This is a genomic window from Pseudomonas sp. NFACC25 (genome assembly GCF_900100935.1).
GTDB lineage: Bacteria > Pseudomonadota > Gammaproteobacteria > Pseudomonadales > Pseudomonadaceae > Aquipseudomonas > Aquipseudomonas marginalis.
In genome coordinates this window covers 93,512-111,019 of sequence record NZ_FMUC01000009.1, presented here as the reverse complement: position 1 = coordinate 111,019, position 17,508 = coordinate 93,512, and the positions used below count along the sequence as shown (strand labels likewise).

The 17,508-nt window shown below is 61.1% G+C and carries 13 protein-coding genes and 2 tRNA genes; 8 read left to right on the top strand and 7 right to left on the bottom strand.

Annotated features, from left to right (window positions below):
- Positions 1 to 79 precede the first annotated feature (79 nt).
- The 5 genes from groL to BLQ09_RS20365 form a co-directional block, all read right to left on the bottom strand.
- Positions 80 to 1,726: a chaperonin GroEL gene (groL, locus tag BLQ09_RS20385; RefSeq protein WP_027605479.1), complete on the bottom strand. Its 1,647-nt coding sequence runs from the start codon at positions 1,724 to 1,726 to the stop codon at positions 80 to 82.
- Between the two features lie 50 nt (positions 1,727 to 1,776).
- Positions 1,777 to 2,073, bottom strand: a complete 297-nt coding sequence (groES, locus tag BLQ09_RS20380) for a co-chaperone GroES (RefSeq protein ID WP_003175874.1) — start codon at positions 2,071 to 2,073, stop codon at positions 1,777 to 1,779.
- Positions 2,074 to 2,320: 247 nt separating this feature from the next.
- Entirely contained in the window at positions 2,321 to 2,797 is a 477-nt protein-coding gene (locus BLQ09_RS20375) for an FxsA family protein (protein WP_027605478.1), read from the bottom strand.
- Between the two features lie 66 nt (positions 2,798 to 2,863).
- Positions 2,864 to 3,595 carry a HugZ family pyridoxamine 5'-phosphate oxidase gene (locus tag BLQ09_RS20370; RefSeq protein ID WP_027605477.1) on the bottom strand — a complete coding sequence of 244 codons (732 nt, stop codon included), beginning with the start codon at positions 3,593 to 3,595 and terminating at the stop codon, positions 2,864 to 2,866.
- Between the two features lie 93 nt (positions 3,596 to 3,688).
- Positions 3,689 to 4,696 (bottom strand): DUF481 domain-containing protein, encoded by a 1,008-nt coding sequence (locus BLQ09_RS20365; RefSeq protein WP_027605476.1) that lies wholly within the window; start codon positions 4,694 to 4,696, stop codon positions 3,689 to 3,691.
- A 144-nt stretch (positions 4,697 to 4,840) separates the two neighbouring features.
- Between BLQ09_RS20365 and BLQ09_RS20360 the strand changes: the two genes are divergently transcribed.
- The 4 genes from BLQ09_RS20360 (at position 4,841) to BLQ09_RS20345 (ending at position 9,623) form a co-directional block, all read left to right on the top strand.
- Positions 4,841 to 5,203, top strand: coding sequence for an MGMT family protein (locus BLQ09_RS20360; protein ID WP_043293512.1), 363 nt, complete (start codon positions 4,841 to 4,843; stop codon positions 5,201 to 5,203).
- Positions 5,204 to 5,246: 43 nt separating this feature from the next.
- Positions 5,247 to 6,779: an AmpG family muropeptide MFS transporter gene (locus BLQ09_RS20355; protein WP_027605474.1), complete on the top strand. Its 1,533-nt coding sequence runs from the start codon at positions 5,247 to 5,249 to the stop codon at positions 6,777 to 6,779.
- Between the two features lie 154 nt (positions 6,780 to 6,933).
- Positions 6,934 to 8,649: a proline--tRNA ligase gene (locus BLQ09_RS20350; RefSeq protein ID WP_092358356.1), complete on the top strand. Its 1,716-nt coding sequence runs from the start codon at positions 6,934 to 6,936 to the stop codon at positions 8,647 to 8,649.
- Positions 8,650 to 8,669: 20 nt separating this feature from the next.
- Entirely contained in the window at positions 8,670 to 9,623 is a 954-nt protein-coding gene (locus BLQ09_RS20345; RefSeq protein WP_092358354.1) for a hypothetical protein, read from the top strand.
- A 68-nt stretch (positions 9,624 to 9,691) separates the two neighbouring features.
- Here the strand turns inward: BLQ09_RS20345 and dinB are convergent, their stop codons facing one another.
- Entirely contained in the window at positions 9,692 to 10,750 is a 1,059-nt protein-coding gene (dinB, locus tag BLQ09_RS20340) for a DNA polymerase IV (protein ID WP_027605471.1), read from the bottom strand.
- 283 nt (positions 10,751 to 11,033) lie between these two features.
- Between dinB and BLQ09_RS20335 the strand changes: the two genes are divergently transcribed.
- The 4 genes from BLQ09_RS20335 (at position 11,034) to BLQ09_RS20320 (ending at position 15,645) form a co-directional block, all read left to right on the top strand.
- Positions 11,034 to 11,110 (top strand) — tRNA-Met (locus tag BLQ09_RS20335).
- 269 nt (positions 11,111 to 11,379) lie between these two features.
- A tRNA-Met gene (locus tag BLQ09_RS20330) sits at positions 11,380 to 11,456 on the top strand.
- 266 nt (positions 11,457 to 11,722) lie between these two features.
- Positions 11,723 to 14,365 (top strand): bifunctional lysylphosphatidylglycerol flippase/synthetase MprF, encoded by a 2,643-nt coding sequence (mprF, locus tag BLQ09_RS20325; protein ID WP_065925010.1) that lies wholly within the window; start codon positions 11,723 to 11,725, stop codon positions 14,363 to 14,365.
- A complete protein-coding gene (locus tag BLQ09_RS20320) occupies positions 14,365 to 15,645 on the top strand; it encodes a virulence factor family protein (protein WP_027605469.1) in 1,281 nt (426 codons plus the stop codon). Before mprF ends, BLQ09_RS20320 begins: the two co-directional genes overlap by 1 nt.
- Positions 15,646 to 15,778: 133 nt before the next feature.
- Here BLQ09_RS20320 and recJ read toward each other — a convergent pair whose 3' ends face one another.
- On the bottom strand, positions 15,779 to 17,488 hold the full coding sequence (recJ, locus tag BLQ09_RS20315; protein ID WP_027605468.1) for a single-stranded-DNA-specific exonuclease RecJ: 1,710 nt from the start codon (positions 17,486 to 17,488) through the stop codon (positions 15,779 to 15,781).
- Between the last annotated feature and the right edge of the window lie 20 nt (positions 17,489 to 17,508).

The following is a 17,508-nucleotide window of genomic DNA, read 5'->3' as shown; positions in this document are numbered from 1 at the left end:
AGCCAAAGACAGCGCCCACAAAAAAGCCCCGCCTGCATCACTGCAGGCGGGGCTTTTTCAGTACAGGGGTAAGGCTGGCTTACATCATGCCGCCCATGCCACCCATGCCGCCCATGTCTGGCATACCGCCGCCAGCCGAGCCTTCAGCCTTCGGCTTGTCAGCGATTGCAGCTTCGGTGGTCAGGATCAGACCACCGATGGAGGCTGCGGCCTGCAGCGCGGAACGAGTCACCTTGGTAGGGTCCAGGATGCCCATTTCGATCATGTCGCCGTAGACGCCAGTCGCAGCGTTGTAACCGTAGTTACCTTTGCCGTTCTTGACTTCGTTGACCACAACACTTGGCTCGTCGCCGGAGTTGGCAGCGATCTGGCGCAGCGGTGCTTCAACCGCACGACGCAGCACAGCGATACCGACGTTCTGGTCAGCGTTGTCGCCGGTCAGGTTGGTCAGGGCTTCCAGGGCACGGATCAGCGCAACGCCACCGCCAGGTACCACGCCTTCTTCGACGGCTGCGCGGGTTGCGTGCAGGGCGTCTTCAACGCGGGCTTTCTTCTCTTTCATTTCAACTTCGGAACCCGCGCCAACCTTGATCACTGCAACGCCGCCGGACAGTTTGGCCAGGCGCTCTTGCAGTTTTTCACGGTCGTAGTCCGAGGACGTCTCGGCAACCTGGGCACGGATCTGAGTGATGCGCGATTGGATGTCGCCGTCAACGCCAGCACCGTCAACGATGATGGTGTTTTCCTTGGAGATGGTCACGCGCTTGGCGCTACCCAGGTTTTCCAGGGTGGCGCTTTCCAGGCTCAGGCCGATCTCTTCGGAGATAACGGTACCGCCGGTCAGGACGGCGATGTCCTGCAGCATGGCCTTGCGACGGTCGCCGAAGCCTGGAGCCTTGACGGCTGCGACTTTAACGATGCCACGCATGTTGTTCACAACCAGGGTCGCCAGGGCTTCGCCTTCAACGTCTTCGGAAACGATCAGCAGTGGGCGGCCGGCTTTGGCAACGGCTTCCAGCACTGGCAGCATTTCGCGGATGTTGGAGATCTTCTTGTCGACCAGCAGGATCAGCGGGCTGTCCAGCTCGGCAACCATGGTTTCCGGCTTGTTGACGAAGTACGGGGACAGGTAGCCACGGTCGAACTGCATGCCTTCGACAACCGACAGTTCGTTTTCCAGGCCAGTGCCTTCTTCAACGGTGATCACGCCTTCTTTACCGACTTTTTCCATGGCTTCGGCAATGATGTCGCCGATGGAGCTGTCGGAGTTGGCGGAGATGGTGCCTACCTGGGCGATAGCCTTGGTGTCGGCGCAAGGCTTGGACAGGTTCTTCAGCTCAGCGACGATGGCGATGGTGGCCTTGTCGATGCCGCGCTTGAGGTCCATCGGGTTCATGCCGGCAGCAACGGCCTTGTAGCCTTCGTTGACGATCGCCTGAGCCAGAACGGTGGCGGTGGTAGTACCGTCGCCTGCGTCATCGTTGGCACGGGAGGCAACGTCTTTGACCAGCTGCGCGCCCATGTTTTCGAAACGGTCTTCCAGTTCGATTTCTTTGGCGACGGAAACGCCGTCCTTGGTGATGGTCGGAGCGCCGAAGCTCTTTTCGATGATCACGTTACGGCCTTTCGGGCCCAGGGTCGCTTTTACTGCGTCAGCCAGGATGTTGACACCGGTGAGCATTTTCTTACGGGCGGAATCGCCGAATTTAACTTCTTTAGCAGCCATGATCGATATTCCTTAAATACTTTGTAGTAACGGGAAAATGAGCGGGGAAATCAGTCTTCCAGAACGGCGAGAATCTCGTTCTCAGCCATAACCAGCAGGTCTTCGCCGTCGACTTTCACAGTGTTGCTGCCGGAGTAAGGGCCAAATACAACCTTGTCACCGACTTTAACGGCCAGCGCACGTACGTCACCGTTTTCCAGAGTCTTGCCTGGGCCTGCAGCGACGATCACACCGTGGTTGGCTTTTTCAGCAGCCGAACCTGGCAGAACGATACCGCCAGCGGTTTTCTTTTCTTCTTCGCTGCGACGGATTACGACGCGGTCGTGCAGAGGACGAAGCTTGCTCATTGTCGATCTCTCCTAATTGTGTTTTTCATCGGCCGGTATCGATACCGGCGGGTTGTATTCCGGCAGTGCCGGTCGCGGTTCGCTGGGCGAAACACGGAAGTCTGTCCGGTGTCGCCACCAGAAACCTTGCGGTGACCGTTACATAAGGGCGCATAAGCTTATTACAAGGGGCCGGCGATGATTTTTTTTGCGTCTGCCAGCCTATAAAAGCAACACGGCACCCGAAGGTGCCGTGCCAGTGAAGCGGTTATTTGCTGTCGCGGTGTTCGAACTCGCCTTCGATCACGTCGCCTTCTCGCCCCAACGGTTGGCGCGGAGCCGGGCCGCCACGGGGTTGCAGGTCGTCGGCGAACGCACGTTGGCGAAGAGCGGCCTCTTCGGCGCGCTGGCGCATCTTGCCCGCCAGCAATTTGCGGGTGAACGGCAGCAGCATCACCAGGCCCACTACGTCGCTGATAAAGCCGGGCAGGATCAACAGGCCGCCCGCCAACGCCATCATCAGGCCTTCGAGCATGGTCTGGGCCGGCAGTTCGCCGCGGTTCAGGCTCTCACGGGCGCGCAGCGCCGTGGCCAGGCCGGCGACACGCAGCACCAGGACGCCGAGCATCGAGCCGAGAATGATCAGCAACAGGGCCGGGAAAAACCCGATCGCACCGCTGACTTGAACGAATACGAACAGCTCCAACACCGGGAACAGCAGAAAGAGCAATAAAAAAGGGCGCATCAAAAGGTTCCTCAACGCAAGAATGCCTTGCCAGTCCACCTTAGATGACGTCGCCGTTTCGTGAATTCAAGCTTCAGCGGCGGCTTTTTTCGGCCAGACCTCAGCGTGGGCCAATGAAACCAGGGCTTCGCGTACTTGTGTCGGCGTGTTGCAAGATGCCGCAAACGGCAGCCAGTGCAAAGCCTGGCCGATGCGCAGGTGCAGGCCTTCGCTGTCGATGCCGGCCAATTGCGCAGGTTCGAAAGCAGGCAAGCCGGCCAACTCGACGTAGTGGGCAATGGCCTTGGTGTGGTCGCTGTTCATGTGCTCGATCATGCTGCGCTCGGCCTTGCCCGCGAAGGGGTTGGCCAGGGTCAATTGGTCGATCCAGTGAATCGCGCCAAACCCGCCGATATAACGGTGGCGCACCGGCTTGAGCACCCAGAAATCGAAATCGTGGGCCTGGTGGTAGTTGGCCGAATCGGGGAAGTAGCGGTAATAGCGCTCGGCCGCTGCTTCGATGGCGGCCGGGTCCTCGAGTTTCTCGGCTTCGGCCAGGTAGGTCAGGCGCCCCACGGCCTGCACGTCATCCGCTTCGCGCTCGCCGACCAGCAGCGAGCACTTGGGATCTTTTTGCAGGTTATGGGTGTGCTGGGCAATACGGCTGATCAGGATCAGCGGGCGGCCCTGCTCGTCGAGGCAATACGGCACGACCGAGCCGAACGGAAAGCCGGGCATGGCCTTGGAGAGTGTGGAGAGAGCCCCACGGTATTCCTTGAGCAACAGCTCTCGGGCGTTCTTGGCAACCTGCGCGCTCAATGTATGAGTCCTCGGGTATTCAGCCGCCCATAGCGTATGGGAATGGATCTCAACACAAGGTAATCAATCTACGCGCCGGTTGCCAGGGCTCGATTACCAGGCGACGCCGAAGCCTGCGGTATAGCGGGTTTTGCTCAGGCTGCTTTCCGAATCGCCGCTGATCACGTCGCGCTCGGCCTTGAGGTTGAGCGATGCCCACTCTGTGACTTTATAGCGCAGGCCCATTTCCGCATCCAGGGAGTACTCGGCCGGGCCGTCGATAGGCTTGCCCACCTCGCCATTGGTGAAGAACTCAACGGTCTTGCCCACCAGGTAGCGGTTGTAGTTCCACTTCATGGCCAGGGAATAGAAGTTGTCCTTGCCGCCATCGGCGTACTCGTAATCGGTGCGGTTGACCAGCGAGCCGAGGGAGAATGCCCCCAGCTCGTCGTCCCAGAACTGGTAGCCCGGGCCGGTACCGACGGTACGTTGGCGCGCCAGGTCTTCAACCTTGTCGCGCTTGTAGGTCAGGCGCCCCTGCCAGAACCAGTGCTCGGTGATGAAGCGGTCCAGGTCATACTCCAGCGCCCAGTTGTCGGTGGTGGTGACGTCGTCCTGGAACTCGCGGTTGTATTCGCCCTGCCCGGTATGGCGCCATTGGCCATGGCGCGCGGTGGTCTTGAAGTCGATGTCGTAGTCGTTGGTGTCTTTTTCGGCGCGCTTGTAGTCCAGCGCCATGTCGACATTGCCCTTCCACACCAGGTCTTCGATCACCGGCTTGGGCTTGATGATCTGCTGGATACTTGCCAGCTCGACAGTCTTGGGCGCCTCGCCATTGGCCAGCACCACCTTGCCATCGTCCGCCGCCTGCAGGGACTTGGCCTTCTCGCCGGTGTAGGCGTCCTGCTTGACCAGCAACTCCTGGTCGCTCTCCAGGGTTTTCACCTGCTTCCAGTCCACCGGAATGGCGCCGGCGTAGTCGGTCTGGATCAGCAGCTTGCCACCGTCGAAGACCTTGATCTTGCCGGTCAGGCGGTCACCGTTTTTTAACCAGACGGTATCGGCCAGCAGGGGCGTGGAGGCACTGAAGACAGCGAGGCACAGCAGGGTTCTGGACAACATAAGCGGATGGGGAGCTCAAGGTTGGCGAAAAGGGGCGATTATCGTGTTAGATAGCTAGGACTGACTCAAGGATTTGTGTTGAGTTCAATTCTCAACAGCATACTTACAGACGTTTCTTACAAAAGACCGACGATCCCAACGGATATGCCCACAGTGAATCAGCCTGCCGATGCCCCACAAACCCCCGCCGAGATGCGCCGCACCGCGCTGTACCTGACCCTGGCGCAAGTCCCCGCCGGTTGCGTGGTGAGTTACGGCGAGCTGGCGCAACTGGCCGGGCTGGGGCGCGCCGCGCGCTGGGTGGGTCGTACCTTGAGCCAACTTCCCGAGGGCACCACATTGCCCTGGCATCGTGTGCTGGGTGCCGGTGGTCGGATAAGTCTGCCGGTGGGCAGCGCCTCGGGCGACGAGCAACGGGCACGCTTGCGCGATGAGGGCGTCACGGTGCGCAACAATCGCGTGGATATTCAGCGCCATGGCTGGCGCCCGGTAGAGCACAGCGGTTAGAGTGCGCGCTTTGTTTCCGTGAATCTGAGGCAGACTCCAGCCCATGCCCCGTAAAACCTGGCGCGCCGCGCTCGCCGCCTATGCCAGCCCCTCGACGTTAGTGCTGTTGTTGCTCGGCTTTGCCGCCGGCTTGCCTTACATGTTGGTGTTCTCGACGCTTTCGGTGTGGCTGCGTGAGGCCGGTGTGGCCCGCGAGACCATCGGCTATGCGAGCCTGATCGGTTTGGCGTATGCCTTCAAATGGGTCTGGTCGCCGCTGCTCGACCAATGGCGCCTGCCACTGCTCGGTAAACTCGGACGTCGTCGCTCCTGGCTGGTGCTTGCACAGTCGCTGGTGATCCTCGGATTGATCGGCATGGGGTTCTGCGACCCGCAGAAACACCTGTCCTGGCTGATCGCCATTGCCGTCGTGGTGGCCTTTGCTTCCGCCACCCAGGACATCGCGGTCGACGCCTATCGCCTGGAAATCGCCGACGACAGCCGCCAGGCTGCCCTGGCCGCCAGCTATATGTCCGGCTACCGCATCGCCGCCCTGCTGGCCACGGCCGGTGCGCTGTTCTTTGCCGAAGGCTTCGGCTCCACCGGCTTCAACTATAAGCACTCGGCCTGGACCGGTACCTATGTGCTGTTCGGCGTGCTGATGATCCCGGCGCTGCTGACCACGCTGTTCATGCGCGAACCGAATGTACCGCTGCGCACCCAGTTGCAGGCCGGGCGCTATAGCTTCGTGCATCAACTGGTGTCGGTGTTTGTGCTGATCGTGTTGCTGGTATCCGTACCGGCGATGTTCACCCAGTTGTTCAACACCGACTTCGCCAGCGTGCTGTTTCACGGCGTCAGCCTGTGGGACTTGCTGATGGACGACCGCGCGTTCCTGCGCGCCATTCTCTATATCATTCTCACCACGCTGTGCCTGTCGGCAATGGGCCGGCGGGGCCTGGCGCCGGTGCTCACGCCGGTCAACGACTTTATCCTGCGCTACCGCTGGCAGGCATTGCTGCTGCTGGGGCTGATCGCCACCTATCGTATGTCCGACACGGTGATGGGCGTGATGGCCAACGTGTTCTACATCGACCAAGGTTTTACCAAGGACCAGATCGCCGGGGTCAGCAAGATCTTCGGCCTGATCATGACCCTGCTCGGCGCCGGCATGGGCGGCCTGCTGATCGTGCGCTTCGGCATCCTGCCGATCCTGTTTATCGGTGGCGTGGCGTCGGCGGGGACCAACCTGCTGTTCGTGATGCTCGCCGACATGGGCCCCGACCTGCAGATGCTGATCTTTACCATCTCCCTGGATAACTTCAGCTCGGGCCTGGCCACGTCGGCATTCGTGGCCTACCTGTCGAGCCTGACCAACCTCAAGTTTTCCGCCACCCAATATGCGCTGCTCAGTTCGATCATGCTGTTGCTGCCGCGCCTGATCGGCGGGTACTCGGGGGTGATGGTGGAGAAGTTCGGGTACCACAACTTCTTCCTGATCACCTGCATGCTGGGCGTACCGACACTGCTGCTGATTGCGTTGCACTGGTATCAGGAAAATCGGCGGATGCGGTTGAATCCGCCGGTAGAGGACTGATTCTGGGGGCCCTTTAAAAGCCAGACCGCGGCGCCCCATCGCGAGCAAGCTCTGCGCCTACAGACAGCCCTGCATTCTGATGCCTGTACGGCGGCAGTTTGCGCCCGTACAATCCCAAGTCATTTCAAGTTCAAGCAACCGACAACGGCCTACCATGCGTACCAGTCAATATTTGCTCGCCACACAGAAAGAAACGCCTTCCGATGCGGTCGTGATCAGCCACCAGCTGATGCTGCGCGCCGGCATGATTCGCAAACTGGCCTCGGGCCTGTACACCTGGCTGCCCATGGGCTTGAAGGTGATGCGCAAGGTCGAAGCCATCGTTCGCGAAGAAATGAACGCCGCCGGCTCTCTCGAAGTGTTGATGCCGAGCACCCAACCGGCCGAGCTGTGGCAGGAATCCGGGCGCTGGGAAGAGTACGGCCCTGAGTTGCTGCGCTTCAAGGACCGTCATGGCCGCGACTTCTGCGCCGGCCCGACCCATGAAGAAGTGATCACCGACCTGATGCGCAACGAGTTGAGCAGCTATAAACAGTTGCCTCTGAACCTGTATCAGATCCAGACCAAATTCCGCGATGAAATCCGCCCACGCTTCGGTTTGATGCGCGGCCGCGAATTCATCATGAAGGACGCCTATTCGTTCCACGCCGACCAGGCATCGCTGCAGGTCACCTATGACCGCATGCACCAGGCCTACTGCAATGTGTTCACGCGCCTGGGCCTGAAGTTCCGGGCGGTTGAAGCGGACAATGGCTCCATCGGCGGTGCCGGCTCCCACGAATTCCACGTACTGGCCGAGTCCGGCGAAGACGATATCGCGTTCAGCAACGGTTCCGACTACGCGGCGAACATCGAGAAAGCCGAAGCCGTGCCACGGGAAACCTCCCGTCCAGCCCCGGCTGAAGAACTGCGCCTGGTGGATACGCCAGAGACCAAGACCATCGCGGCCCTGGTGGAGAAATTCAATCTGCCGATTGAAAAGACCATCAAGACCCTGATCGTGCACGCCGAAGAAGAAGGCAAGCTGATCGCCCTGGTGATCCGTGGCGACCACGAACTCAACGAAATCAAGGCCGCCCAGCAACCTGGCGTGGCCAGCCCGCTGGTCATGGCCAGCGATGCCGAACTGCGCGACGCCATTGGCGCCGGTGCCGGTTCCCTCGGCCCGCTGAACCTGCCGCTGCCGATCATCATCGACCGTTCGGTCGAGCTGATGAGCGACTTCGGTATCGGCGCGAACATCGACGACAAGCACTACTTCGGCGTGAACTGGGAGCGTGACCTGCCGGTGCCGACCGTGGCCGACCTGCGCAACGTCGTTGCTGGCGACCCAAGCCCGGACGGCCAGGGCACCCTGGAAATCAAGCGCGGCATCGAAGTCGGGCACATCTTCCAGCTGGGCAACAAGTACAGCAAGGCGATGAAGTGCGAAGTGCTGGGCGAGAACGGCAAGCCGATCACCCTCGACATGGGCTGCTACGGCATTGGCGTTTCCCGCGTGGTTGCCGCTGCCATCGAGCAGAACAACGACGAGAAAGGCATTATCTGGAGTGACGCCCTGGCGCCTTTCCAGGTGGCCCTGGTACCGCTGCGTTACGAAACCGAGCAAGTACGCGAAGCCACCGACAAACTGTACGCCGAACTCACGGCCGCTGGTTTTGAAGTGCTGCTGGATGACCGCGACAAGAAAACCAGCCCGGGCATCAAGTTCGCCGACATGGAGCTGATTGGCATCCCGCACCGGATCGTGGTCAGTGACCGCGGCCTGGCCGATGGCAATCTGGAATACAAGAGCCGGACCGAAGCCGAAGCCCAACCCTTGCCGGTGGCTGACGTGCTGTCTTTCCTCCAGGCGCGTATTCGTCGCTGAAAACCAGATCAAGAGAAGTCATGTTCAAGCGAAACACCAGAGCCCTGGGGGGCGCCGCCTTGTGCGGCGCCCTGCTGGTCAGCGGCTGCGCCAATCAGATGTCGCAACGCAGTGAGCACGAGGAGCGGGTCGAGCGTAAGTTGCTCGACCACAGCCTGCAGATCGATGTAGGCGAACCCAAAGTGCTGGAACTGCCGCAACGCCGGGTTCGCATTCACGAGCAAAAGACCTTTGAGGTCACCGAATTCGAAGTTACCCGTCGTTACGATCGCTACACGCCTTACCAGCCCTGGCGCAAACTCTATGAGATGCCCCTGGGTGCAGTGGCTTTGGTCGCGGGTGCGGGCGCCAACGTGGCGAACATCTTCGCCCTCGGCAACCTGCCGACCAGCATGACCCACGACTGGCTGACCTACGGCGTGGACGGTCTCAACCCGTTCATGAACGTGCAATCCCATGGGCGCGCGCAACAGAACCTGGCGGGTATCGATGAAGTCCAGCGCGACAAACGCGTGGAGTATTCGAGCCTGCCCTGGAGCGAGCGCCCGGTCCAGGTCACCGCCGGCAAACAGACCCATGATCTGACCACCGACCGCAACGGCGTGCTGCGCCTGAACCTGTTGGACAGCCCGTTTGCCGAGCAGGACCTGAACCGCGTCACGACCTTGAAGATCAGCGTGGAAGATGGCCAGGACGACGTGCACTCGGACTCGACCCTGGCGATCAGCAGCACCCTGCGCGGCAAGTTGCTGGAAGCCCACGGCCTGATCTACGACGACCTGGAAGACGATGAAGTCAGCCAGTGGGTGCACCGGGTCAAGCGCCTGTCGGAGCTGGGCCTGGAGGAAGAAGCCAGCGAACTGGAACAAAGCCTGATCGAACTGACCCGCAATGATCCCGAGCTGCAGCAGGAATTCCTGCAGGCGTTGACCAAGGATGCAGGGCGGTTGGTGGCGGATCCCGGAGCACGCTGAGGCTTCGAAAACGCTGCAGATCCAAATGTGGGAGGGGGCTTGCTTCCTCCCACATTTTTTCCCGGCTTCTACCAGGAGAACTCTAACTGTTCGTTCCCGCCACTCAGGTCCAGCAGCCGCACCCCAATCCCCAACAACCGCACCGGTTTCCCACCGCGATTGAACGCCTGGGTCATCAACTGTTGATAACTCTCCAGATCCCGCGCCGCGCCCGCCTGCTCCAGCGTCGTCTGGGTAAAGTCATGGAACTTCACCTTAACGAACGGCTTGCCCGCCTTGTAGCTGCTGTCGATACGCGCCATGCGCCCTGCCAGGGTCTCCATCAACTCTGGAAGTTTCGCCAGGCAGCTTGAGAGATCCGGCAAATCCACATCGTAGGTATTTTCCACACTGATGGACTGCCGCCGGCTGTCGTTCTGCACCACACGTTCATCTATCCCACGGGCCAGGCTCCACAAGCGCTCGCCAAAGCTGCCGAACTCACGCACCAGCGCCAACTTGTTCCATTCGCGCAATTGCAGGCAGTCTTCGATGCCCAGGCGCGCCAGCTTGTCTGCCGTCACCTTGCCCACGCCGTGCAACTTGCTTACCCGCAGTTGGGAGACAAAGTCCTCGACCTGATCCGGGGTGATGACAAACAGGCCGTTGGGCTTTTTCCAATCACTGGCGATCTTGGCCAAAAACTTATTCGGCGCCACGCCGGCGGACACAGTGATGTGCAATTGGTTGGAGACCCGGCGCCGAATGTCCTGGGCGATGCGTGTGGCGCTGCCGCCAAAGTGCGGGCTGTCGGAGACATCCAGGTAGGCCTCGTCCAGCGACAGGGGCTCGATCAGGTCGGTGTAGTCGCGAAAGATCGTCTGGATTTCCTTCGACGCCTCCTTATAGGCATCCATGCGCGGCTTGACGATGGTCAGGTCCGGGCAGAGCTTCAGGGCATGCCGCGACGACATGGCGGAACGCACCCCATACGCCCGCGCTTCGTAGTTGCATGTAGCGATCACGCCCCTTCGATCTGCCGACCCACCTACCGCCAGGGGCTTTTGCGCCAGGCTCGGGTCATCGCGCATCTCAATGGCGGCGTAGAAGCAATCACAGTCAACGTGGATGATTTTGCGCTGCGTCATAAGTAGAAAGGCGGGTGTAATCCAACGGATGGCCAGTATCGCATTCACCCCTGTATATAGCACCAGTAGTTTGAATCTTCCGCCTGAGTGGTAGGAAATTTCCCAGATGAATTTATTTTCTCAATCGAAATCAGCCTTCCAATAGAGCTGAAACCCTTGGCCCCACTGGCCCGAACCCCTCAAACGGCTCTACATGGAGAGCTAACCGATTGAACCACAAGCGCTTTTCTTCGATTCACCGGTTGACACACTCGCGATCCTCTGTAGAATGCCGACACACAGACGCGGGATGGAGCAGTCTGGTAGCTCGTCGGGCTCATAACCCGAAGGTCGTCGGTTCAAATCCGGCTCCCGCAACCAAACATCAAAAAAGGCTACTCGAAAGAGTGGCCTTTTTTGTTTTAGCGAGCGGGCTTGACCCGCGCTGGACTGGCAAGCAGCCCCACACAAGATAGTGTGCACTTCACCACGGACTGCTCCGCAGCCCGGCGCGGGGCAAGCCCGCTCACTACAAAAAGCGTTTTCAATCGCGAACTTAGGTTACATGTCAGCTATTTCACACTTATTTGACCCATCGGCTCATTAACGGTTGACACCTCGCCATCTGGCTGTAGAATGCCGCCCACAGACGCGGGATGGAGCAGTCTGGTAGCTCGTCGGGCTCATAACCCGAAGGTCGTCGGTTCAAATCCGGCTCCCGCAACCAAACATCAAAAAAGGCTACTCGAAAGAGTGGCCTTTTTTGTATCCGATGAAAAAGTTCTTCTGAAACAATGGTATGGCATCTTTCATGAAACCGTACGCGGTTTGTTGAGTCCATCTCATTGCACGCTATGCTTACGCCTCTACGACCAATGGCCGCAGTCGCCGCACCCGGTGATCCGCGTTAATATTTGTAATTATTTTGTCCATAGGGATTGGTAACTTGGCTGGATACCTCCATCCTGTCGCGCACAATCCACGAGGTGATTGATGCGCGCCAACTCGTCTGAACCACAAGACACCGTCACAGCAGAACAACCTATCGCCCCCACCCGCTTGCGCTGGCTGGATCTGTTGAGCAAATACCGGCAACCCATCGGGCTGGCCGTGACCTTGTTGCTGTTCGCAATCGCCCTGATCGCCTGTCGGCACCTGCTATTGGAGCTGGATCTCTACGCCCTCCACGACTCGATCCTGGAAGTGCCCAAACCCGCGTTGCTCGGTGCGTTCGCCGCCGCCGTCGCCGGGTTCGTCATTCTGCTGGGCTATGAGTTTTCCGGCGCACGTTATGCCGGGGTGAACCTGCCTGCCAAGACCTTGGCCCTTGGCGGCTTTACTGCCTTTGCGATCGGCAATGCCATTGGCCTGTCGATGCTCTCGGGCGGCTCGGTACGCTACCGTTTATATGCACGCCATGGCATCGGGGCTTCGGAAGTCGCCCACATGACCGTGTTCGCCAGCCTGGCACTGGGCTGCGCCCTGCCCCCGCTGGCTGCACTGGCCACGCTGAGCAACTTGCCGGCAGCGTCGACCTACCTGCATTTGCCACAAACGGTGCTCGGCGGCGTTGCCGGCGCAGTGCTGTTGCTGTCGGCCATGTTGTGCATCGGCATCTACCGCCGCCGCCTGCCGGAACAGCCCTACCCGGACAACCTGCTGGTAAAGGCCGGGCGTCGAACCCTGCGTCTGCCCGGTCGCCGCCTGACATTCCTGCAACTGATCATCACCGCACTGGACGTTGCCGCCGCCGCTACCGTCCTTTATATGCTGCTGCCGGAAGCACCGCCTTTCGGCCCGTTCCTGCTGGTGTATCTGCTGGCGTTGGCCGCCGGTGTACTCAGCCATGTGCCAGGGGGCGTGGGCGTATTCGAAGCCATCCTGCTCGCCGCATTCGCCGACAAGCTCGGCGCCGCGCCCTTGGCCGCCGCCCTGCTGCTGTACCGAATGATCTACGTGGTCCTGCCGCTGCTGATCGCCTGTGTGTTCCTGCTGGTCAACGAGGCCCAGCGCCTGTTCCAGACTCAGCAAAGCCTGCGGGTAGCCTCGGGTTTGGCGGCGCCGGTGCTGGCCGTACTGGTTTTTTTGTCCGGCGTGGTCCTGCTGTTTTCCGGCGCCACGCCAGAAATCGACTCACGCCTGGAAAACATCGGCTTCCTGATTCCCCACCGCCTGATTGACGCCTCGCACTTCGGTGCCAGCCTGATCGGCGTGCTGTGCCTGTTGCTGGCCCAGGGCCTGCGTCGACGCCTGTCGGCTGCGTGGATGCTGACCATGGTGCTGCTGCTGGTGGGCGCCCTGCTCTCGCTGCTCAAGGGCTTCGATTGGGAAGAAGCCAGCCTGATGACCATGACGGCGATACTGCTGGCGATCTTCCGCCGCTCGTTCTATCGCGCCAGCCGCCTGACCGAGCTGCCTTTCTCACCGCTGTACCTGGTAGCCAGCGTCTGTGTGCTGGGGGCTTCTATCTGGCTGCTGCTGTTCGCGTATCAAGATGTACCGTACAGCCATCAACTGTGGTGGCAGTTCACTCTCGACGCCAACGCCCCGCGCGGCCTGCGCTCGTTGCTGGGCGCCGCCGTGCTGCTGGTCATCGTCTCGCTGACCTGGCTGCTGCGCACCGCACGCCCGGTGATCCACCTGCCGACTCCCGAGGAGCTGGAACGCGCCAGCAAGATCCTGATGGCATCGTCGCAACCCGACGGCGGCCTGGCGCTGACCGGCGACAAGGCGCTGCTGTTCCATCCGAATGACGAAGCGTTCCTGATGTATGCCCGTCGCGGCCGCAGCCTGGTGGCCTTGTATGACCCGATCGGTCCGACCCAGCCCCGTGCCGAAATGATCTGGCAGTTCCGCGATCTGTGCGACATCCATCATGCACGCCCGGTGTTCTATCAGGTACGCGCCGAGAACCTGCCCTATTACATGGACATCGGCCTCACCGCGATCAAGCTGGGCGAAGAGGCGCGCGTCGACCTGAAACGCTTTGACCTGGAAGCCAAGGGCAAAGAGATGAAGGACCTGCGCTACACCTGGAACCGTGGCACCCGGGACGGCCTGTCCCTGGAGATCTTTGAACCCGGCACGGCACCGATGGATGAATTAAAAGTCATCTCGGACGCCTGGCTTACCGGTAAGAATGTGCGGGAAAAAGGCTTTTCCCTCGGACGCTTCAGCGACGACTACCTCAAGCACTTTCGTATCGCGATCATTCGCTTCGAAGGCCGCCCGGTGGCCTTCGCCAACCTGCTCGAGACCTACAACCACGACCTGGCCAGCCTCGACCTGATGCGCGCCCACCCGGATGCGCCCAAGTTGACCATGGAATTCATGATGGTCGGCCTGATTCAACACTATAAGAGTCACGGCTACGCCCGCTTCAGCCTCGGCATGGTGCCGTTGTCGGGCCTGCAACCGCGACGCGGCGCGCCACTGACCCAGCGCCTGGGCTCGATGGTGTTCCGTCGCGGCGAGCAACTGTATAACTTCCAAGGCTTGCGCCGCTTCAAAGACAAGTTCCAGCCTGACTGGGAACCCCGTTACATGGCCGTGCCCGCAGGACTTGACCCGCTGGTGGCACTGGCCGATACCGCCGCCCTGATCGCGGGCGGCTTGACTGGATTGGTGAAACGCTGATGATTCGACGCTCCTGGCGGTATGTATTGGCCTTTGTAGTGCTGCTCGCCCTGGTCCTGGGTGGCGGCTTTTGGTTCTGGAACCGCCCTGCCCCGCAGCCGACCCTGGAGCAACTGCCCCAGGCCGACGGCTCGGTGATGACCCGCGTGACCCCGGCCGGCACCCCGAAAGCCCGCGTCGCGGTGGCGGTGATGGCTGACGAAACACTGACCGATAGCCAGTTGATTACCCTGAGCCAGGGCGGCAAGGCGCAGATCGTCCAGGTGATCCTGCCAAAGGATGACTGCAAGCTGCAGGAACAAGCGCTGCAAAGCGCCCTGGGCCAGCTCAAGGGCCCCGCGACCCTGGTCAGCGGCATCGGCCCTGGCGCCGCCCTCGCCTGGCGCTGGCTGGCCACTCAGAGCGACGACAAGGCCAACGCCATCTCCGTCGGCTTCGCGTTGGTGCAGGAAGGGTGCAAGGACCCACTGCCGAAAACCGCCGCACACGGTAATTGGTTGGTGGCCTGGAACGACAACCCTGACGATGAAAGCGCCAGTTTCGTACGTGACACCCCGCGCGCCACCACCAGTATCAGCGACTACGACATTCACTATCCGCAAGTGCTGAACAACGAACTGCGCAAGCAACTGGTGGGTTCGGACAACGGCGGCCTGGCGATTCCCGTGGTGGAAGTGCCGGCTGGCCAGGCCAAGGACACCGTGACGCTGTTCCTTTCCGGGGATGGCGGCTGGCGTGACCTCGACCGCGACGTGGCCGGCGAAATGGCCAAGATCGGCTACCCGGTGGTCGGCATCGACACCCTGCGCTACTACTGGCAGCACAAGACCCCGGAACAAAGCGCCAAGGACCTCACCGAGCTGATGCAGCACTACCGGCAGAAATGGGGCACCAAGCGCTTCGTGCTGACCGGTTACTCCTTCGGCGCGGACGTCCTGCCGGCGATCTACAACCGCCTGCCGGAAAACGAACAACAGCGTGTGGACGTCATCATCCTGCTGGCCTTCGCCCGCACCGGCAGCTTTGAAATCGAAGTGGAAGGCTGGCTGGGCAACGCCGGCAAAGAAGCCGCGACCGGCCCGGAAATGGCCAAGCTGCCGGCTGACAAGGTGGTGTGCATCTACGGTGCCGAAGAAGTCGACGAGAGTGGCTGCACCGACAAGACCGCCGTGGGCGAGGCGGTGAAACTGCCGGGCGGGCATCACTTCGATGAGAACTACCCGGCACTGGCCAAGCGTCTGGTAGACATCATCGTGAAGCATCAGGCCAAGTCCGAGTAATTCCGGGCGGTACGCCAAACAAACTGTGGGAGGGGCTTGCCCTCGATAGCGGTAGGTCAGTCACAGCATTGTTGACTGACACTCAGCTATCGGGGCAACCCCCTCCCACAGTTTTTTGCGGCGTCGGTAAGATCTAGCGCGGCTCGATGTGGGCAATCATCAGTTGCACGGTTTCATTGCCACGAAACTCGTTCACATCCAGTTTGTAGGCCAACTCCACCCAACGTACGGTCGGGTTCGGCCAGACTTCCCGGTCGACGCCGAAGGCAATGCCATCGAGCTTCACCGACCCGCATTCGCTCTTGAGCACCACTTTCAGGTGCCGTTCCCCTACTACCCGCTGCTCGACCAGCTGGAACACGCCATGGAACAACGGTTCGGGAAAGTGCTGCCCCCACGGTCCGGCGTGGCGCAGTGCGCGCGCCAGCTCCAGGTGAAACTCTTCCACCGCCAGGGTACCGTCGGACAGCAGGCGCCCGGTGAGGTCTTCTTCGCGCAGCTGCCGACGCACTTCGGCGTCAAAGGCCTCGGCAAACAGTGGGAAATTTTCCTCGGGCAAGGTCAACCCCGCCGCCATGGCGTGGCCGCCGTATTTGGCGATCAGGTTGGGATGCTGGCTCGCAACCACCGCCAGGGCATCGCGGATGTGGAAGCCTTGCACAGAGCGCCCTGAGCCCTTGAGCAGCCCATCGCCTGCATCGGCGAAGGCAATGGTGGGGCGGAAATAGCGCTCCTTCATGCGCGACGCAAGAATGCCGATCACACCTTGGTGCCAGTCCGGATCAAACAGGCACAAGCCGTAGGGCATTGAGTCCACCGGCAAGTCCTTGAGCTGAGCCAGGGCTTCGCGCTGCATGCCCTGCTCGATGGATTTGCGGTCCTGGTTCATGCCGTCCAGTTGTGCGGCCATTTCCCGTGCCGCGGCGAAATCCGTGGTGAGCAGGCATTCGATGCCCAGGCTCATATCGTCCAGGCGCCCGGCGGCGTTCAAGCGTGGCCCGAGGATAAAGCCGAGGTCGGTGGAGGTGATGCGCGCCGCATCCCGCTTGGCCACTTCGAGGATCGCCTTGATCCCCGGCCGTGCGCGACCGGCACGAATACGCTCCAGGCCCTGATGCACGAGGATGCGGTTATTGGCGTCCAGGGGCACCACGTCGGCGACGCTGCCCAGGGCGACCAGGTCGAGCAGCTCGCCAATGTTGGGTTGAGGCTTGTTTTCATACCAGCCCAAACTGCGCAAACGCGCGCGCAGGGCCATCAGTACGTAGAAGATCACGCCCACGCCGGCCAGGGCCTTGCTCGGGAACTCACAGCCCGGCTGGTTCGGGTTGACGATGGCATCCGCCGCCGGCAGCTCATCCCCGGGCAAGTGGTGGTCGGTCACCAGCACCTTCAGCCCCGCCGCTTTTGCCGCCGCCACGCCTTCGACACTGGAGATGCCATTGTCCACGGTGATCAGCAACTGCGGCTCGCGCTGCAGGGCCACCGCGACGATTTCCGGGGTCAGGCCATAGCCGTATTCGAAGCGGTTGGGCACCAGGTAATCGACATGGGCCGCACCGAGCAAACGCAGACCCAGGGTACCTACGGTGCTGGCGGTGGCACCATCGGCGTCGAAGTCACCGACGATGAGGATGCGCTGGCGCTGCTCCAATGCCGTCACCAGCAAGTCCACCGCCGCGTCGATACCCTTGAGCTGCTGATAGGGAATCAACCGCGCCAGGCTCTTATCCAGCTCGGCCTCGGACCGCACGCCGCGTGCGGCGTAGAGACGGGTCAACAGCGGTGGCAATTCCCCCAGGAAGGGCAGGACGGCGGGCAACGGGCGGGGATCGATACGCATGGGTGACGGGAGCTTCTCTT